This window comes from Pseudoalteromonas sp. XMcav1-K, assembly GCF_044005875.1.
Taxonomy (GTDB): Bacteria; Pseudomonadota; Gammaproteobacteria; order Enterobacterales; family Alteromonadaceae; genus Pseudoalteromonas; species Pseudoalteromonas spongiae.
Window position 1 is genome coordinate 1 of the sequence record NZ_JBIPJE010000020.1, and the last position, 14,150, is coordinate 14,150.

Genomic DNA, 14,150 nt, shown 5'->3' on the forward strand with positions numbered 1-14,150 from the left:
CACCACCGTATACTTTTGCAAGTACGTTAGTGATTGCTGCTGTTAGAGTTGTTTTACCGTGGTCAACGTGGCCGATTGTACCTACGTTTACGTGCGGTTTCGAACGTTCAAACTTTTCTTTTGCCATGACGGAACCTATAAAGTTATATAACTAAAATTACATGTAAAAGTGTCTACAACAAGCGCAGACGTATTCAAATAATTGAATAAGTTTATGACAAATTAAAGGAAGTGGAAAATATTTAAGAAAGGTTGAACTCGATACTGGTGCTGATAGGCAGATTTGAACTGCCGACCTCACCCTTACCAAGGGTGCGCTCTACCGACTGAGCTATATCAGCACACCAGAAACTGGAGCGGGCAGCGGGAATCGAACCCGCATCATCAGCTTGGAAGGCTGAGGTAATAGCCATTATACGATGCCCGCTTTCGGAACCTGTTCTTAACTACCTCTAACCGTCAAGAGTAAGTGGTGGAGGGGGACGGATTCGAACCATCGAAGGCAATGCCGTCAGATTTACAGTCTGATCCCTTTGGCCGCTCGGGAACCCCTCCACAAATTCTTTTAAAGCTAGACTTTCATATAGTGAAAGTAAAATGGTGCCGACTATCCGAGTCGAACGGATGACCTACTGATTACAAGTCAGTTGCTCTACCAGCTGAGCTAAGTCGGCACGTATACTGCTTAAGTACGGGGCGAGATTCTAAGGCAAGGTTTTACGATATGCAACCATTTATTTTAAAAAAAGTTAAAGATATCGTTCAAACGTTGAAGATTTAGTCAAATCGCTGCAGTTTTATGCGGTTATCCCGCTATTTCGCATATGCAACTAACCCGCGCAACACCAAATCTTCAATGAATTCGCTATTTTCAAGATGATCTGACAGTAGCTTGCCATAACCACCTGTACACAATACACGAATATTATCACCAAATAAGCGCCTTGCTTGCGCGACCAAACCTAAACTGGCTGCTAAACAACCATAACTTAGTGCTTCTGGAGTATTAATACCAACCGTGTTTTCAAACGACACCTGTTCACTGGCAAATACTTTTTCCGCGCGCGATGTGATTGACTCCATCATCAAATCTATTCCTGGAATAATCCAGCCGCCTTGATGTGTTTTACCTTCAACTAATACGTCAACTGTCGTTGCTGTGCCAGCATCTACAATAATTGCTGATTGGCCCGCATAGAGGTGGGCTGCTGCAAGCACCACAAGCCAGCGGTCAATGCCGAGATTGTGGAACTGTTGATAAGCACAACTAACTCCATTCTGCTCGGCTGACACTTTTGCAGTGATCACTTCAATCCCGCGCTCGTTCGCATCGCTAATTAGATTATCAAGTTGCTGATTACTGCGAACACTGGCGATAAGCACTTGGTTAATGTCCTGCCAATTAACTTCGTGTTGGCTAATAAACGTAATTTCATCATTTTTATATAGCGCTAATTTAAGTGCGGTATTACCTACATCAACTAACAGCTTCATTGTTACATAACCTTACGCACAGAAATTTCACCGCCATAGTAGGTTTTTTCATTGCCGTCTTGACGTAAAATTAAACCACCTTGTTGGTCAATACCAACACATATCCCTTGCCAAGTTTTTTGCCCAGTATTTAATGTGACCAGTTGCTCTGCAAACGCATTAACCTTATTCCACTCTTGATACATATCACTTAACCCTGACACTTGATACTGGGCTAACCGTTGCTCTAAACAATAAGTAAGCTGAGCAATTAGCACATTTTTATCTACTTGCATGCCGAGTCGTTTCAGGTCAATCCAAGCTTGGTCAATATGCTCACTGGCGTTTTCTGGCATCGCGATATTCAATCCAATACCAATAACTAAATGACATGGCCCTTCTGGTTGACCATCTAACTCAACTAATACCCCTGCTAACTTTTGGTTATTCACTAAAATATCATTTGGCCACTTTAAACTAACTTGCAAACCATAAAGCGTATGTAAGCAATCAAATACAGCTAAACCAACCGCAACACTGACACCCATTGCTGCTTGTAAACCATCGTCCAGTAGCCAGTAGTAGCTATAATATAGGTTGGCGCCAAATGGTGATTGCCAAACACGGCCACGTCTGCCGCGCCCTGCATTTTGCATTTCAGCTACAACCACAGTTCCTGATGTAACCACTTGCTTACTTGCAAGACGTTGCATTAATTCGGTATTTGTAGAGTCGATGCTTGCAAATGCTTCGAAGTTACCAATCTGCCCTGATAATTTTTGATATTCGTTTTCAACCTCTGCTTTCGCAATTAAACCGATATCTTGTTTAAGACAATACCCTTTGTTATTCACTTTATAGATATCAAGGCCGAGCTCACATAGTGACTTAATATGCTTTGCTACCGCTGCACGGCTTATGCCCAGTTGCTCACCAAGATGTTGACCAGAGATAAACTCGCCACCTTGCAGCGCTTGCAATACCGCAAGTTTAGTGCCTCTTATTTGCGACATGTTGCAACCTCAACTTTGGTTTCACCAGTTTTAGCAACAAGGCGAACTTCATGTTCAAGTACAACACCGAATTGTGAGAACACCTTGTTTTGAATGTGCGCTACCATCGCCAACAGATCATCACTCGTTGCGCTGCCAGTGTTAATCAACACTAAAGCCTGCTTATTACTCACCTGCACACCACCCATCTTAAACCCTTTTAGCCCTGCTTTTTCTATTAACCAACCGGCGGCTAATTTTGTCGTATTTGCGCAAACAGGGTAAGTAGGCATATTTTCATATTGCGTATGTAAGCTTTCGATTAATGTATTTGGCACGATAGGGTTTTTAAAAAAGCTACCACTGTTTGCCTCAACCGCAGGATCAGGTAGTTTGCTTGAACGAATTGCAATAACTGCTTGCATTACTTGTAGCGCACTTGGCGTATTCAGTTCTTGCAACGGTCCATAAGTTAATTGAGGTTGCCACGCTTTTGTCAGCGTAAATTCAACCGATGTAATCACAAACTTGCCTAGCAAGGCATGCTTGAAAATTGAATCACGATACGCAAATTGGCATTCTGCAGCGGTTAATGTTTGATATTCACCCAGCTCAATGTTGTAGCCTGATACACTTGTGATTAAGTCTTTTACTTCTACACCATACGCACCAATATTTTGTACTGGTGCAGCACCAACTGTGCCTGGAATAAGCGCCAAATTTTCAAAACCATAAACACCCTGCTCAGTGCACTCGGTGACTAACTGATGCCAATTTTCACCCGCGGCAACGTTTAAGATATACGCGTCAGTGCTTTCTGAAATCTCTATTCCTTTATTTGCGATTTGAATTATCACCCCTTGGTAATCATCAACAAATACCGTATTGCTCCCCTCACCGAGTACAATAAATGGCGCTTGCCAGTCTATTGTTTGTAGCTCAGTTGGGTCTTCAATGCGTATTAAGCGCTTTGCATATGCCGGTAACGCGAAAGTATGGAGTTGAGATAATGAAATCAAAAGTAATTCTCAAGGTAATAACAATGAAAGTATGCACATATTAACGCATTCTTTTACTCGACGTATAGAAATGCGTATTATTGACGCCAATTGTATACAACCCGTTTTAGGAAAAGCACATGAAGCTAACCACTATTGCTAGCTTAGTAGCAATGACATTATCTGGCACCTCTCACGCCGCATATGACGAGCATACATTTGGTAATTTAAACGATGTTCTTTCTACGCACATTCATTTAGACCTTGAAATCGACTTTGATAATAAACAACTACAAGGCTTTGCTGAGCATACGTTAGATTGGCAACAAAAGAATGCAAACCAGTTAGTGTTAGATACGCGCGATTTAGAAATTGATAAAGTGCTATACAAAGACAACGCAGGAAAATGGCGTCAAGCAAGTTGGCAGCTTGCCAAAGATGACGGCGTTAGAGGCTCAAAACTGACTATTAACTTTGCTAATCAAGCCGAGAAAGTGCGCGTTTACTACAACAGCTTGCCACAAGCGTCTGGCTTACAATGGTTAACTCCTGAGCAAACCGCAACTAAAACGCAACCATTTATGTATAGCCAATCGCAAGCAATTCACGCACGTAGCTGGATCCCGGTACAAGATACTCCTGCTATGCGTGTAACATATACTGCCCGTATTCAAACACCAAAAGATGTACGTGCGGTAATGAGTGCTGATAACACCGACGCATTTATTAAAGACGGTGATTACCAGTTCACCATGCCACAAGCTATTCCTCCTTACTTAATTGCGATTGGCGCAGGTAATTTAGAATATAAAGAAATGTCGCACCAAACTGCGATTTTTGCAGAGCCAACAATTCTGGATGCATCGGTTGCGGAATTCAATGATACACAAACCATGATTGAAAAAACCAATGCGATTTACGGTGAATATGCATGGGGTCGTTACGACTTATTAATGCTGCCGCCAAGCTTCCCATTTGGTGGTATGGAAAATCCTCGTCTTTCATTTATTACCCCAACTGTTGTTGCTGGTGATAAGAGCCTTGTAAATCTGATCGCGCATGAGCTTGCTCACTCATGGTCGGGCAACCTTGTTACAAACGCTACTTGGGAAGATCTATGGCTAAATGAAGGTTTCACTTCATACGTAGAAAACCGCATTATGGAAGAAGTGTTTGGTCGTGACCGCGCAGTAATGGAACAGGCACTCGATACCGCAGCGCTAAAAGGCCAAATGCCGAACTTAGACCAAGGTGATACGCGATTAAACCTAAAGTTAAATGGCCGCGATCCGGATGATGCGTTCAGCAAAGTACCTTACATTAAAGGTATGCTATTTTTAATTTACCTAGAAGAAAAATTTGGCCGCGATCGTTTTGACGAGTTTGTGCGTTCATACTTTAACGAATATTCTTTTAAATCGCTTACCACAGCTGAATTTGAGAAGTATCTCGCTGAAAATCTACTAAACAAATACCCTGGTATTGTATCGGTTGAAAAAGCAAAAGAGTGGATCCATCAACCAGGTTTACCTGCTGATGCACCAAATCCAACATCAAATGCCTTTATCAACGTAGATGCTGCTGCAAAAGTATGGCTAGAGAATGGTGATGTACAAGCATTGCCGACAAACAACTGGACCGTGCATGAATGGCTTCACTTTATCAATAATCTACCGCGCGATTTATCAATTGATAAAATGACCCAATTAGATAAAGCCTATGACTTAACACATTCAACTAACGACGAATTAAGCTTTGCTTGGTACATGCTTGCTGTTGGTAATGGTTACCAGCCAATCTATGGCCCACTGGAAGAGCACCTTGTTGGTATTGGTCGTCGTAAGTTAATTGTCCCGCTATATAAAGCGCTTATTGCCAATGGCAAAAAAGAGTGGGCACTTGCGGTTTACCAAAAAGCAAAGCCTGGTTATCACCCGCTTGCTCAGGGTACTGTAGAAAACTTATTTAAATAAGTTTTTTGATTTTAAAAGGCAGCGCTTAGCTGCCTTTTTTATTTGCTAAAAATGCTGCTTTTTCTTGCTCAGTGGCTTGTGACCACCAAAACTCAAGCATACTTAGCGCACTAGGTTGTTGACTAACAGGTGCGCTAGGTGATTTTTCAGCAACCACTTGAATTTTAGATGACGACTTTGGCGCAGCGCTATTAGATGGCGCACTTGCAGTTGTAGCAGGCAAATGTGCCTTATTTTTCTGTTCCGTAGAGAGTACTACTTGCGCTTTTACAGGTTCTAAGCGCAATGCTTGGCTGTTAGCTCCCTGCTCTTGGAAGGTTGCAAATGGGCTTTTTATATACTGCTTTGCACCATCAATATCATCAGCACGTGGCATTGAAAGCTGATAAGTTGCCTCGCTATTTTCAATATTGATCACAAGCCAAAATGGCTCTGACTCAATGATTTCATGCTCATCATAATCAATTTCATAAAGGTCTTTATACTTCACTTTGATTTTATGCTGGCCTTGTGACACGGTCACTTCGTCAACACTTGAAAAGAGTGAATGCTCTACTTTATTTTCATTCACTTGAAGTGGGATTAACTCTTCTGAAAATTTTACCGTTGCGGCATACGCTAAACTTGGTAATAACAAACTGAGTGCTAATAGATTTTTCATACTCGTTTCAATAAACCCTTGCAGATATATTCCATCAATCTAAACTGGCATAATTCGAACAGAATTACTACTAGGATGTTGGTATGAGTCAAGAAACCCTTTTCACCAAAATTATTAATCGCGAAATTCCAGCCGATATTGTCTATGAAGATGAGCTAAGTCTTGCATTTAAAGACATAAACCCACAAGCACCTTTCCATGTACTTATTATTCCGAAAAAGCCAATCGCTACAATTAACGACATTGCATTAGACGATCGAGAGCTTGTAGGCCACCTGTATTACGTTGCTAAACAGCTAGCAGCAGAGCATGGTTTTAGTGATGAAGGCTACCGTGTGGTTATGAACTGTAACAAAAATGCAGGACAAACAGTTTTTCATATTCACCTGCACATGCTGGCAGGCAAAATGCTAGGTTGGCCACCGTATACAGACAACGCAAAGACCTAGATAAAAGTATTAATTAGTTTAAAAAAACAATACAAAAGTCTAAATATTATGTTAAGCTTCTGCTATTAATTTAAGTAGAAGCTTTATTTTTTTGAGTTAAACAATGAATAACACAGCGTTTATCATTTTAAACACTAATCCTACTAATAATTCAGGATTGGAAGTTTTAAAACCATTACTAACCACCCAAGGTCTAAACGTTCTACACGGGTTTGATGGTAAAGATGTACCAAGCAACACGCGCTTATTATTTATCGAATCTAACGGTGATAATGTTTGGCAACGTTTACAAACACATATTTCTGAACTAAACACTGACTGTGACATTATTTTGTTTAACATCAGCGATAATACTGAACTCGCTAATCGCGCTCTTTTATCAGGTATTCGTGGTGTATTCTATGAAACAGATAATGCTGATGTATTAATGAAAGGCATTCGCTTACTGCTTGATAATCAATTATGGTTCCGCCGTGATGTAATGTGTAGCGCATTAAACCGCTTATTACAGTTCAATAAAGAAGCCATTAATCAGATCACAGACGCTGAATTAGAGCCAGTGAAATTAACAAAGCGCGAGCGCGCAATCATTAGCCTAATGAGTAAAGGTGCAAAGAATAAAGAAATAGCCGACGAGCTTAATATCAGCCCGCACACGGTAAAAACACACTTATACAGTGCGTTTAGAAAAACCAACTGTCGTAACCGCATCGAGCTACTTTCATGGGCGCAATATAATATGCCTAATGAGCTGCGATAATACTCTTTGAAGATTACATAAAAACGCCAAGCAAATGCTTGGCGTTTTTTATGTTTTTCACTAAAACATGTAGTGATAGTAAACACCTAGGTGTTTCGCATCTACTGTATAATCTTGTATAACGTTAAAGTTGCCTACTTTTTCAAGCGTGTATTCTTGCGATACAAAGCGGAACTCGAATTCACTGTTTGTATTTGCTAATGCATACTTACCCGATAACACCACACCCGTTGCAGACTCGAAAGTCGCATCTTCAGTAAAGTCACTATCAAACTCAACATTTGAATGTAACGTAAGCCCCAAACCAAGCGAAACCGATTCATTTAAACGGTAGTAAGGAATTGCTTCAAATACAACGCGTGAGAATGTCATATCGCCGTTAGAAGCGCTTGCTGAATCAGCATGATAGCCAAGGTTAACCTGCACATCGACTTGCTGCCAAACATTAGCTGATAATGAAGCACCAACAGTGTACAAACCACCTGCTTTAACACGTTCCGTCGAATCATCTTCGTAGTAAAGCTTACCTACTTCATCACCACCATAGGTAAGACCTGCGTACAAGCCAAACTTAATTGGGCTTGGAGATGGCTGCTCAGCTTCTTCGGCTGCATAAGTAAATTGAGATAATCCGGCTAAGGTAAGGAATAGAATAGTTTTTTTCATCATAATCCATTGAAACATTGAGAAGAGGCGCGGATTATACGGATGCGGAATTAATTTCTCAACCTCTAAACAACTAAATTGGAGCTGTAAGCTTTGCTTGCCTGATTGTGTAAGAGTGCTAAAAAAGCATACATTGCGGCAAAGCAGCCAGCCAGATGCTATGTAAAGCAATTGAAAGTTGAATTGTTAAATTTTAGACGTAAAAAAGCCGAGCATTTGCTCGGCTTTTTAATTCTTTAAATCTTACTCTGCAGACTGCGCGTCTTCTTGAACTTCTTCAGTCGCTGGGCGATCTAGTAGTTCAATGTAAGCCATTGGCGCGTTGTCACCTGCACGGAAGCCACACTTAAGAATACGAGTGTAACCACCTGGACGATCCGCGAAACGAGGACCAATCTCAGTGAACAATTTACCAACTACTTCTTTATCACGCGTGCGAGCAAACGCTAAACGACGGTTTGCAACGCTATCAGTCTTAGCCAGTGTGATTAAAGGTTCAATTACACGACGTAACTCTTTCGCTTTTGGCACAGTAGTTTTGATGATTTCGTGCTTCACCAAAGAACTTGCCATGTTGCTGAACATCGCTTTACGATGACTGCTGTTACGGTTTAATTGACGACCACTCTTACGATGGCGCATGACCCTATCCTTCTAACTAAACTTATCGTTGATTATTCAGCTAAGCTTGCTGGCGGCCAGTTTTCTAGGCGCATACCTAGAGATAGACCACGTGATGCAAGCACGTCTTTAATTTCTGTAAGTGACTTCTTACCAAGGTTTGGTGTTTTAAGAAGCTCAACTTCAGTACGCTGAACAAGATCACCGATATATTGAATTTGCTCGGCTTTCAGACAGTTCGCAGAACGTACAGTAAGCTCTAAATCATCAACTGGACGAAGTAGAATCGGATCAAACTCCGGCTTCTCTTCCTTCTCTTCTGGCTCAGCCACATCACGTAAATCTACGAATGCGTCTAATTGCTCAGCTAGAATAGTAGATGCACGACGGATTGCCTCTTCAGGATCAATCGTACCATTTGTTTCCATATCGATAATAAGCTTATCTAAGTCTGTACGTTGCTCAACACGTGCTGATTCAACCGAGTACGCAATACGCTCAACCGGGCTAAATGATGCATCTAGCAACAAACGACCGATTGGGCGCTCATCGTCTTCAGAGGAAATACGGCTCGACGCTGGAACGTAGCCACGGCCACGTTGAACGCGAATACGCATGCTGATTTCACTGCTATCAGTTGTCAGGTGGCAAATCACGTGATCTGGGTTAGCAATTTCAACACTATCATCGTGTTGAATATCAGCAGCGGTTACAGGGCCAACGCCTGATTTAGTCAGCGTTAGAAATACTTCATCTTTCTCGTGTAACGAAACTGCTAAACCTTTAAGGTTTAGTAGAATTTCGATGATGTCTTCTTGAACACCTTCCTTCGCACTGTATTCGTGTAGTACGCCGTCGATTTCAACTTCAGTCACTGCACAACCTGGCATTGATGAAAGTAAAATACGACGAAGTGCATTACCTAAAGTGTGACCAAAGCCACGCTCTAGCGGCTCTAAAATTACTTTAGAACGCGATGTACTTACAGCGTCGATATCGACTAATTTTGGCTTTAGGAATTCGGTAACAGAACCCTGCATGTGTATCCTCTCTTATCTTTTAACTTTACTTCGAGTAAAGTTCGACGATTAGCTGTTCATTAATTTCTGCAGACAGATCAGAACGCTCAGGTAAACGCTTAAATGTACCTTCTAGCTTCTTAGTGTCTACTTCAACCCAAGTTGGCTTCTCGCGTTGCTCAGCTAGTTCTACAGCTGCAGTAATACGAGCTTGCTTCTTAGCCTTCTCACGGATTTCAACTACATCTTCAGCTGAAACTGTGAATGAAGGAATGTTTACAACTTGACCATTAACAACGATTGCTTTGTGGCTTACTAGCTGACGAGCTTCAGCACGTGTGCTAGCGAAACCCATGCGGTAAACTACATTGTCTAAACGTTGTTCTAGAAGCTGAAGTAGGTTTTCACCTGTGTTGCCTTTAAGACGAGCAGCTTCTTTATAGTAGTTACGGAATTGCTTTTCTAGTACACCGTAGATACGACGAACTTTTTGCTTTTCACGTAATTGTAAACCGTAGTCAGATAGGCGACCTTTACGAGCGCCGTGTTGACCTGGTGCTGTTTCAAGCTTACATTTAGAGTCGATTGCTCTAACGCCGCTCTTAAGGAACAGGTCAGTACCTTCACGACGACTTAGCTTGAGCTTAGGGCCCAAATATCTTGCCATGTTATTTCTCCTAACCTATTGTTATACGCGACGTTTCTTCGGTGGACGACAACCATTGTGTGGAATTGGCGTCACGTCAGTAATGTTTGTAATACGGTAACCTAGTGCATTTAATGCACGAACTGAAGATTCACGACCTGGACCTGGGCCCTTGATGAATACTTCTAGGTTCTTTAAACCATATTCCTGAGCAGCAGTACCTGCACGCTCAGCAGCAACCTGTGCAGCGAATGGCGTAGATTTACGTGAACCACGGAAACCAGAACCACCTGCAGTTGCCCAAGATAACGCATTACCTTGACGGTCTGTAATAGTAACAATAGTGTTGTTGAAAGAAGCATGAACATGAGCCATACCATCAGCAACTTGCTTTTTAACCTTCTTACGACGGATTGGTGCTTTAGCCATAACTTACCCCACCTTATTTCTTGATAGGCTTGCGAGGACCCTTACGAGTACGCGCGTTAGTCTTAGTACGCTGACCACGTAGTGGAAGCGAACGACGGTGACGTAGGCCACGGAAACAACCAAGGTCCATAAGACGCTTGATATTTAGAGTAACTTCACGACGAAGATCACCTTCAACAGTGTACTTACCAACTTCTTCACGTAATTGGTCAAGAACTTCATCATTTAGTTCACCGATTTTTGTGGTCTCGGCGATACCAGTCGCTGCTAAGATAGCCTTAGAGCGAGTCTTACCTACACCATAGATGCTTGTTAAAGCGATAACAGCATGCTTATGGTCAGGAACGTTAATGCCTGCGATACGGGCCACTAACATATCTCCTATAAATGAATCTGATTATCATCCTGTTGGAAAGCCCGTATAGGATACCCAACCGATATCAGATTTCTACCAATGAAACAGGCCGAGCTTACGCTCAGCCTGCATGACTTAATTAGCCTTGCCTTTGCTTATGCTTAGGGTCGCTGCAAATTACACGTACAACACCTGCACGCTTAATAACTTTACAGCTACGGCAAATTTTCTTAACGGAAGCACGTACTTTCATAACTTAACTCCGTAGTCAAAGCCTTATCGGCCATAGCCTTTAAGGTTTGCTTTTTTCAGCACAGACTCATACTGATGAGACATCAGATGCGTTTGTACTTGTGCCATAAAGTCCATGATAACAACAACGATAATCAAAATTGATGTACCGCCGAAATAGAATGGCGTTTGCCATGCCATTGTCATGAACTCGGGCACTAGACAAATAAAGGTAATGTACAATGCGCCAGCTAAAGTTAGGCGTGTCATTACTTTATCAATGTATTTAGATGTCTGCTCACCTGGGCGAATGCCTGGGATAAATGCCCCTGATTTTTTCAGGTTGTCTGCTGTTTCACGCGGGTTAAATACCAACGCAGTGTAAAAGAAGCAGAAAAAGATGATTGCAGCTGCTAAAACCATCGCATATAGCGGCTGTCCAGGAGACAATGCTAAAGAGATAGTTTGTAATGTATCAGCAACCGGGCCTTCACCTTGACCGAACCAGCTCGCAATTGTACCAGGGAACAGAATAATACTACTAGCAAAGATTGGTGGAATAACCCCTGCCATATTAACTTTCAATGGTAAGTGTGAACTTTGCGCTGCAAATACCTGACGGCCTTGCTGACGTTTAGCGTAGTTAACAACGATGCGACGTTGCCCACGCTCAAAGAACACTACCAAATAAGTTACAGCAAAAACAATTACCGCAATCAATAGTAGTACTAACGGTTGTAAATCACCTTGGCGCGCCATTTCGGCAGTCGAACCAATAGCAGACGGCAAGTTAGCTACAATACCCACAAAAATTAGAACTGAGATACCGTTACCGATACCGCGCTCTGTAATTTGCTCACCCAACCACATTAGGAACATTGTACCAGTTACCAAGCTCACTACAGCAGTGAAATAGAACGCAAGACCAGGGTTAACCACTAGGCCTGACATCATATTTGGTAAACTAGTTGCAATACCAATAGATTGGAATGTAGCTAGCACGAGCGTTGCATAACGAGTGTGTTGGCTGATCTTCTTACGACCTTGCTCACCTTCTTTTTTCAATTCCATGTAAGTTGGATGCATATGTGTCATCAACTGCATGATAATTGAAGCGGTGATGTAAGGCATAATACCTAACGCCAACACCGATGCACGCTCAAGTGCACCACCACTGAACATGTTGAACATCTCAACAATGGTGCCCTTTTGTTGCTCGAAGAACTGGGCCAATACTGCGGCGTCAATACCAGGGATCGGCACGAACGAGCCTAAACGGTAAATAATGATAGCACCTAATACAAATAGTAATCGGCGCTTCAGCTCCGCTAAGCCGCTTTGTGCACTTTGCATATCTAGACCTGGTTTAGCCATAGTACTTCCTTATTATTCTTCTATCTTGCCTCCGGCAGCTTCAATCGCTTCACGAGCACCTTTAGTCACTTTAAGACCTTTAACGGTAACCGCGCGAGAAACTTCGCCAGATTTAACTACTTTAACGAACTGAATGTTCTTTTTAACAATACCAGCTGCTTGTAGTGTGCTTAGTTCTACCACATCGCCTTCAACTTTAGCGATTTCGAACAGATTTACTTCTGCAGATACTAGTGATTTGCGTGAAGTGAAACCGAACTTAGGTAGACGACGTTGCATAGGCATTTGACCGCCTTCAAAACCAACGCGTACTTTACCGCCTGAGCGAGATTTTTGACCTTTGTGACCACGACCACCAGTCTTACCAAGACCAGAACCGATACCACGACCAACACGCTTACCAGGCTTCTTTGCACCTACTGCTGGAGAAAGTGTATTCAATTGCATCGAATTAACCCTCAACCTTAACCATGTAAGACACTTGGTTGATCATACCACGTACACAAGGAGTATCTTCTAACTCCACTGTGTGGTTGATACGACGTAAACCAAGACCACGTAAAGTTGCTTTATGCTTCGGTAAACGACCGATAGAGCTCTTTACTTGAGTTACTTTTACTGTATTTGCCATCGTGTCTTACCCCAGGATGTTATCAACGCTTAAACCACGTTTAGCAGCAACTGACTCAGGCGACTTCATGTTGTCTAGAGCTTTAATTGTTGCGCGTACAACGTTGATTGGGTTAGTAGAACCATATGCTTTAGAAAGTACGTTATGTACACCTACAACTTCTAGTACTGCACGCATCGCACCACCGGCGATGATACCTGTACCTTCAGCAGCTGGCTGCATATATACTTTAGAACCAGCGTGACGACCCTTGATTGGGTGCTGTAACGTGTTTCCGTTTAATTCTACGTTTACCATGTTACGACGTGCTTTTTCCATTGCTTTTTGAATAGCAGCAGGAACTTCACGTGCTTTACCGTAACCAAAACCTACTTTACCTGCGCCGTCACCAACAACTGTTAGTGCAGTGAAGCTAAAGATACGACCACCTTTAACTACTTTTGACACGCGGTTTACTGCAACTAGCTTTTCAGCTAATTCAGGTTGCTTTACTTCTACGTTAGCCATTCTCTGCTCCTAGAATTGTAAACCGGCTTCACGCGCTGCATCAGCAAGCGCCTTAACACGGCCGTGATATTTAAAACCACTGCGATCAAAAGATAATTTAGCGATACCTTTCTCAACTGCACGTTCAGCAACTGCTTTACCAACTGCTTGCGCAGCTGCAACATTGCTAGTGCCTTCGATTGAACCACTAATCGCTTTTTCTACAGTAGAAGCAGCAGCTACCACAACACCCTCAGGATTTACAACTTGCGCGTAAATATGACGTGGAGTGCGGTGGATAACTAGGCGAGTTGCGCCTTGTTCAATAAAGTTTCTACGAGTGCGTTTTGCACGACGTAGACGAGCTGTTTTCTTATCCATCGTTC

At 42.3% G+C, this 14,150-nt stretch carries 20 protein-coding genes and 4 tRNA genes; 3 read left to right on the top strand and 21 right to left on the bottom strand.

Features of this window, described 5'->3' with window-relative positions; all coding sequences use genetic code 11:
- The 8 genes from ACHSBP_RS01405 to murB all read right to left on the bottom strand — a co-directional run.
- On the bottom strand, nt 1-127 hold a 127-nt coding region (locus ACHSBP_RS01405; RefSeq protein ID WP_228553369.1), incomplete at its 3' end, for a GTP-binding protein.
- Between the two features lie 138 nt (nt 128-265).
- Nucleotides 266-341, bottom strand: a tRNA-Thr gene (locus tag ACHSBP_RS01410).
- Between the two features lie 11 nt (nt 342-352).
- Nucleotides 353-427 (bottom strand) — tRNA-Gly (locus tag ACHSBP_RS01415).
- 43 nt (nt 428-470) lie between these two features.
- A tRNA-Tyr gene (locus tag ACHSBP_RS01420) sits at nt 471-555 on the bottom strand.
- Between the two features lie 43 nt (nt 556-598).
- Nucleotides 599-674 (bottom strand) — tRNA-Thr (locus ACHSBP_RS01425).
- 139 nt (nt 675-813) lie between these two features.
- Nucleotides 814-1,494: a type III pantothenate kinase gene (locus tag ACHSBP_RS01430; protein ID WP_395387986.1), complete on the bottom strand. Its 681-nt coding sequence runs from the start codon at nt 1,492-1,494 to the stop codon at nt 814-816.
- Between the two features lie 2 nt (nt 1,495-1,496).
- Nucleotides 1,497-2,486 carry a bifunctional biotin--[acetyl-CoA-carboxylase] ligase/biotin operon repressor BirA gene (gene birA / locus ACHSBP_RS01435; RefSeq protein WP_395387987.1) on the bottom strand — a complete coding sequence of 330 codons (990 nt, stop codon included), beginning with the start codon at nt 2,484-2,486 and terminating at the stop codon, nt 1,497-1,499.
- A complete protein-coding gene (murB, locus tag ACHSBP_RS01440) occupies nt 2,474-3,484 on the bottom strand; it encodes a UDP-N-acetylmuramate dehydrogenase (RefSeq protein ID WP_395387988.1) in 1,011 nt (336 codons plus the stop codon). The genes birA and murB overlap by 13 nt, the downstream gene beginning before the upstream one ends.
- A 152-nt stretch (nt 3,485-3,636) precedes the next feature.
- On the opposite strand from murB, the gene ACHSBP_RS01445 reads away from it, so the two are divergent.
- Nucleotides 3,637-5,436: a M1 family metallopeptidase gene (locus ACHSBP_RS01445; RefSeq protein ID WP_395387998.1), complete on the top strand. Its 1,800-nt coding sequence runs from the start codon at nt 3,637-3,639 to the stop codon at nt 5,434-5,436.
- A 25-nt stretch (nt 5,437-5,461) separates the two neighbouring features.
- Here the strand turns inward: ACHSBP_RS01445 and ACHSBP_RS01450 are convergent, their stop codons facing one another.
- Nucleotides 5,462-6,097 (bottom strand): DUF2057 domain-containing protein, encoded by a 636-nt coding sequence (locus tag ACHSBP_RS01450; RefSeq protein WP_395387989.1) that lies wholly within the window; start codon nt 6,095-6,097, stop codon nt 5,462-5,464.
- Nucleotides 6,098-6,180: 83 nt separating this feature from the next.
- On the opposite strand from ACHSBP_RS01450, the gene ACHSBP_RS01455 reads away from it, so the two are divergent.
- A complete protein-coding gene (locus tag ACHSBP_RS01455) occupies nt 6,181-6,546 on the top strand; it encodes a histidine triad nucleotide-binding protein (RefSeq protein ID WP_395387990.1) in 366 nt (121 codons plus the stop codon).
- 103 nt (nt 6,547-6,649) lie between these two features.
- The gene (locus ACHSBP_RS01460) at nt 6,650-7,306 is read left to right on the top strand and encodes a response regulator transcription factor (RefSeq protein WP_010562284.1); all 657 of its coding nucleotides are present in this window, start codon (nt 6,650-6,652) and stop codon (nt 7,304-7,306) included.
- A 60-nt stretch (nt 7,307-7,366) separates the two neighbouring features.
- On the opposite strand, the gene ACHSBP_RS01465 is transcribed toward ACHSBP_RS01460, so the two are convergent.
- The 12 genes from ACHSBP_RS01465 to rplR form a co-directional block, all read right to left on the bottom strand.
- Nucleotides 7,367-7,972 carry a hypothetical protein gene (locus tag ACHSBP_RS01465; RefSeq protein ID WP_010562283.1) on the bottom strand — a complete coding sequence of 202 codons (606 nt, stop codon included), beginning with the start codon at nt 7,970-7,972 and terminating at the stop codon, nt 7,367-7,369.
- A 243-nt stretch (nt 7,973-8,215) separates the two neighbouring features.
- Nucleotides 8,216-8,614: a 50S ribosomal protein L17 gene (gene rplQ / locus ACHSBP_RS01470; protein ID WP_010562282.1), complete on the bottom strand. Its 399-nt coding sequence runs from the start codon at nt 8,612-8,614 to the stop codon at nt 8,216-8,218.
- A gap of 32 nt (nt 8,615-8,646) precedes the next feature.
- Nucleotides 8,647-9,633, bottom strand: coding sequence for a DNA-directed RNA polymerase subunit alpha (locus ACHSBP_RS01475; RefSeq protein ID WP_010562281.1), 987 nt, complete (start codon nt 9,631-9,633; stop codon nt 8,647-8,649).
- Nucleotides 9,634-9,658: 25 nt separating this feature from the next.
- Entirely contained in the window at nt 9,659-10,279 is a 621-nt protein-coding gene (gene rpsD / locus ACHSBP_RS01480; protein WP_010562280.1) for a 30S ribosomal protein S4, read from the bottom strand.
- 21 nt (nt 10,280-10,300) lie between these two features.
- Nucleotides 10,301-10,687, bottom strand: a complete 387-nt coding sequence (gene rpsK, locus ACHSBP_RS01485) for a 30S ribosomal protein S11 (protein WP_010562279.1) — start codon at nt 10,685-10,687, stop codon at nt 10,301-10,303.
- A 13-nt stretch (nt 10,688-10,700) separates the two neighbouring features.
- Complete coding sequence (gene rpsM / locus ACHSBP_RS01490) at nt 10,701-11,057, bottom strand: 30S ribosomal protein S13 (protein WP_054981001.1); 357 nt, start codon at nt 11,055-11,057, stop codon at nt 10,701-10,703.
- 124 nt (nt 11,058-11,181) lie between these two features.
- Nucleotides 11,182-11,295: a 50S ribosomal protein L36 gene (rpmJ, locus tag ACHSBP_RS01495; RefSeq protein ID WP_010562277.1), complete on the bottom strand. Its 114-nt coding sequence runs from the start codon at nt 11,293-11,295 to the stop codon at nt 11,182-11,184.
- 23 nt (nt 11,296-11,318) lie between these two features.
- Nucleotides 11,319-12,647, bottom strand: a complete 1,329-nt coding sequence (gene secY, locus ACHSBP_RS01500) for a preprotein translocase subunit SecY (protein WP_010562276.1) — start codon at nt 12,645-12,647, stop codon at nt 11,319-11,321.
- A gap of 12 nt (nt 12,648-12,659) precedes the next feature.
- Entirely contained in the window at nt 12,660-13,094 is a 435-nt protein-coding gene (gene rplO, locus ACHSBP_RS01505; protein WP_010562275.1) for a 50S ribosomal protein L15, read from the bottom strand.
- Between the two features lie 4 nt (nt 13,095-13,098).
- Entirely contained in the window at nt 13,099-13,278 is a 180-nt protein-coding gene (gene rpmD / locus ACHSBP_RS01510) for a 50S ribosomal protein L30 (protein WP_010562274.1), read from the bottom strand.
- Between the two features lie 6 nt (nt 13,279-13,284).
- Nucleotides 13,285-13,785, bottom strand: coding sequence for a 30S ribosomal protein S5 (gene rpsE, locus ACHSBP_RS01515; RefSeq protein ID WP_010562273.1), 501 nt, complete (start codon nt 13,783-13,785; stop codon nt 13,285-13,287).
- Between the two features lie 9 nt (nt 13,786-13,794).
- Entirely contained in the window at nt 13,795-14,145 is a 351-nt protein-coding gene (rplR, locus tag ACHSBP_RS01520) for a 50S ribosomal protein L18 (protein ID WP_010562272.1), read from the bottom strand.
- Between the last annotated feature and the right edge of the window lie 5 nt (nt 14,146-14,150).